The sequence below is a fragment of the Arhodomonas sp. KWT genome, assembly GCF_010993615.1.
In genome coordinates this window covers 37,469-40,260 of record NZ_WNXE01000001.1, presented here as the reverse complement: position 1 = coordinate 40,260, position 2,792 = coordinate 37,469, and the positions used below count along the sequence as shown (strand labels likewise).

Sequence of the window (2,792 nt, the reverse complement as noted above, 5' to 3'; positions counted from 1 at the left end):
CACGATCGGCGGCTCCAGCGGCAGATACAGCGCCGGCTTGGGCTCGGGCTCCTTCTGGGCGCCGTCCTGGGCATCGCCCTCCGCCGCGGCCGCCTCGGCCGCCTGGTCGCCGCCGACGACGCCGGTGAAGTACAGCGCCGCCACCGTGCCGCCACCGATGAGCAGCAGGCCCAGCATGATGACCAGGATCAGGACCAGCTTGGACAGGCCCGACTGCCGGCCCGGCGAGGCGGGCGGGACGCGCCCGGAGACGTTCGTCGGCATTCCTTATCCCCCTGTTGATTCGTTCAGCGCGCCGGCGCTGGCGGTGTTCTGCGGACCGGCCGGCAAGGATACGCCGCCACCCGGCGCAAACCAATTCCGCACCGCACGCTCAAACGTAATGGTCCACGAGGCCGTTGCCGCCGATCAGGCCGCCGTTGTCCTGACGGATCTCCGAGGCGCCCGGACCGCTGCCCTGGCCGCCGCCGTCGCCGGAGTGACCGCCGTCGGCGCCAGCGCCCCCGTCGCCAAAGGCCTGGGCGTTGCCGCCCTCGGCGCTGCCGTCACGCACCGAGACCTCGACCCCCGAGAACCCGTTGTCCGCCAGCATCGCCCGCAGCCGCGCGCTGTCCGCCATCAGGGCGTCCCGGGTGCCCGCGTGGTGGGCGACGATGGACACGCTGGTGCGGTCGTCACGGGTCGACACGGAGATCTCCAGCGGACCCAGATCCGGCGGGTCCAGCGTGACCCGGGCATTCTGGGTGCCGTTGTTCACCATCCAGGTGACCTGATCGGCCACGCCGCGGGTGAAACCGGGCTGCCCCACCGGGGTCGAGAGCTGCAGCGTCGGCGTCGCGTTGCCGCCGCGGCTCGCGGCGGCGCGGGTATCCACGCTGCCGAGCAGCGCGTCGAACCCGCCGTCGCGGCTGTTACTGTCGTCCGGCGCACTCCCCCCTGCCCCGAGCCCCTGGAGCAGCTGGGAGAGGCGGTCACCGGCATTCTGGCCACCCTTGCCGGCGGCAACGGCGCGCTGCAGGGCGTCGGCACCGTCGCCGTTGCTCCCGCCGGCCTGCTGTGCCGAGACCAGGGCCGCGATCCAGGCACCGATGTCCATGCCGGTATCATCGTCGTCACTGCCGTCGCCATCGACATCGGCCTCCAGACCGGCGAGCTGGCCCGCCAGGGCGTCGGCGTCCAGCCCCGTGCCACCGGCGTCCTGGCCGGCGAGCAGGGCAAGCAACTGCTCACGGCTGAGACCGGCACCGTCCTCGCCGGCGAGCAGATCGCGGATCTGCTCCTTGCTCAGCCGCCGTCCGGTGGCGGCCTCGATGGCCTCGCCGAGGCGGGTCTCGAAGGCGTCGCCCCCGGCGCCGGCGCCCGCCTGGGCCGCCGTGCCCGGCGATGCGCCGGTGGTCTCCGTTGAAAGCTTGATCGACTGCATCAGTTCCTCCCCCCGTCACGGGCACCGCCGCGGCGCACACGCTGGGCAAAGTCGTCGTTCTCCCGCTGTTCCCGGCCGGCCTCGCGCCGGCGCTCCTCGCCGCGGTAGCGCTCGACCAGGGTGTCGAGTGCCCGGGCATCCCCCCAGGACTTCAGCCACTGCTCGCGCAGGGCGGTCACCTCCGCCTCGACCGCCTCCACGGTCTGGCGCTGCTGGCGCACCGCCGTGTCGATACGTGCCATGAAGGCGTTGTAGTCACGCAGCCTGTGGGCGTCCATCCCCGCCTGGCCGGAGACCGCGAAGCGCTGCTCGTACTCCCGACGGAAACCCTGGAGCTGGGCGAGGCGTTCGCGCTCCTGCTCGGCGTCGTCCCGGCGGCCGGCGAGACGGCGCGCATCCTCCCGCGCCCGCTCACCGGCGAGACGCTGGATGGGCTGCATGCGTTCGCTACGTCGTGTCAATGGCATCCCCTCTTAGGCAAGACTCGCCCCCGTGTCCTCGCCGATGAGGTCGTGCAGCTCGGCAACGGCGTCCCGGAACGAAACGGCCTCGCCGATATCCTGACCGAGAAACCGCATGATGGACGAGTGATAGGCGATCGCCTCGTCCACGGACGCGTCGCTGCCGTGCTGGTAGGCGCCGACGTTGATGAGGTCCTCGTTGCGCCGGTAGGTGGCATAGAGCCGCCGCAGGCGCTGACTCGCGCGTACGTGCGCGTCGTCGGTGATGTTGAGCATCGCCCGGCTCGCGGACGCCTCGATGTCGATGGCCGGGTAGTGGCCGCTCTCGGCGAGCGAGCGCGAGAGCACGATGTGCCCGTCGAGGATCGCGCGGGCGGAATCGGCCACCGGGTCCTGCTGGTCGTCGCCCTCGGTGAGCACCGTATAGAAGGCGGTGATCGAACCCTCGCCCCGACCGGCGTTGCCGGCGCGCTCGACGAGCTGGGGCAGGCGCGCGAACACCGACGGTGGATAACCCTTGGTCGCCGGCGGCTCGCCGATGGCCAGTCCGATCTCGCGCTGGGCCTGGGCGTAGCGGGTCAGCGAGTCCATGAGCAGGAGCACGCGCAGGCCCTGGTCGCGGAAGTACTCGGCGATGCTGGCGGCGAGCATGGCCCCGTGCATGCGCATCAGCGGCGAGGTGTCCGCCGGCGCTGCCACCACCGCGGAGCGCGCCAGCCCTTCCTCGCCGAGGATGTCCTCGATGAACTCCTTGACCTCCCGGCCGCGCTCGCCGATGAGCCCCACCACCACGACGTCGGCGTTGGTGTAGCGGGTCATCATGCCGAGCAGCACGCTCTTGCCCACGCCGCTGCCCGCGAACAGGCCCATACGCTGGCCCTGGCCCACGGTAAGCAGCGCGTTGATAG

At 71.8% G+C, this 2,792-nt stretch carries 3 protein-coding genes and 1 pseudogene; all 4 read right to left on the bottom strand.

What is annotated here, in order from left to right; all coding sequences use genetic code 11:
* A pseudogene (locus G7A99_RS00200) lies at positions 1 to 264 on the bottom strand (hypothetical protein); the annotation flags it as partial.
* A gap of 109 nt (positions 265 to 373) precedes the next feature.
* A complete protein-coding gene (locus tag G7A99_RS00195) occupies positions 374 to 1,423 on the bottom strand; it encodes a flagellar hook-length control protein FliK (RefSeq protein ID WP_163138573.1) in 1,050 nt (349 codons plus the stop codon).
* Entirely contained in the window at positions 1,423 to 1,884 is a 462-nt protein-coding gene (fliJ, locus tag G7A99_RS00190) for a flagellar export protein FliJ (protein ID WP_240466041.1), read from the bottom strand. The genes G7A99_RS00195 and fliJ overlap by 1 nt, the downstream gene beginning before the upstream one ends.
* 12 nt (positions 1,885 to 1,896) lie before the next feature.
* Positions 1,897 to 2,792: FliI/YscN family ATPase (locus G7A99_RS25030; protein WP_240466040.1), on the bottom strand; the 896-nt coding region annotated here is incomplete at its 5' end.